At 61.2% G+C, this 711-nt stretch carries 1 pseudogene; it reads left to right on the top strand.

The annotated features are described in order from the left end of the window. A pseudogene (locus SxD43FB_RS23820) lies at positions 1-711 on the top strand (DDE-type integrase/transposase/recombinase); the annotation flags it as partial.

Genomic DNA, 711 nt, shown 5'->3' with positions numbered 1-711 from the left:
CGATGAGCACGTAACGATCGTCGGCGTGCCGCTCGATCATCGCCTCTACCATTTTCGGCTGATATGGTCGGGCTTCGAACACGTCCATGTCATTCTGGGCGGCGAGAGCTATGTCGCGCTTGCAGAAGGGTTGCAAAACGCCCTGTGGGCCGTCGGCGGTGCCCCGGTTGAGCATCGCAGCGATAGCCTGTCGGCCGCGTTCCGCAACTTGGACGCCGATGCCCGGCAAGATCTGACGCTGCGATATGACGCGCTGTGCGAACATTATGGCATGACGCCGACGCGCAACAACCGCGGCGTTGCCCATGAGAATGGCGGGATCGAGAGTCCGCATGGGCATTTGAAGGCAGCAATAAAGGACGCGCTGCTGATGCGTGGTTCGCGAGACTTCGATGATCTGGCGAGTTACCGGCACTTCATCGACGAAGTCGTCAGCCGCAAGAACCGGCGCAACGGCCCACGCATAGACGCCGAACGTGCGGTATTGCAGCCTCTGCCTGGCGCGCGCACCAGCGATTATGAGGAGACGATCGTCACGGTCACCTCCACCAGCAGCTTCACGCTTCGCAAGGTGTTCTATACCGTGCCCTCACGGCTGATCGGGCATCGGCTGCGCGTTCGGCTTTACGATGATCGCCTCGATCTGTTCATCGGCGGCACTCACCTCATGACATTGCCGCGGGGGCGGTCGTTCAATAACGGCTCCCACGG

Origin of the sequence: Sphingobium sp. D43FB (genome assembly GCF_002312805.1) — a bacterium.
Classification (GTDB): domain Bacteria; phylum Pseudomonadota; class Alphaproteobacteria; order Sphingomonadales; family Sphingomonadaceae; genus Sphingobium.
This window is presented reverse-complemented; position numbering and strand designations above follow the sequence as displayed.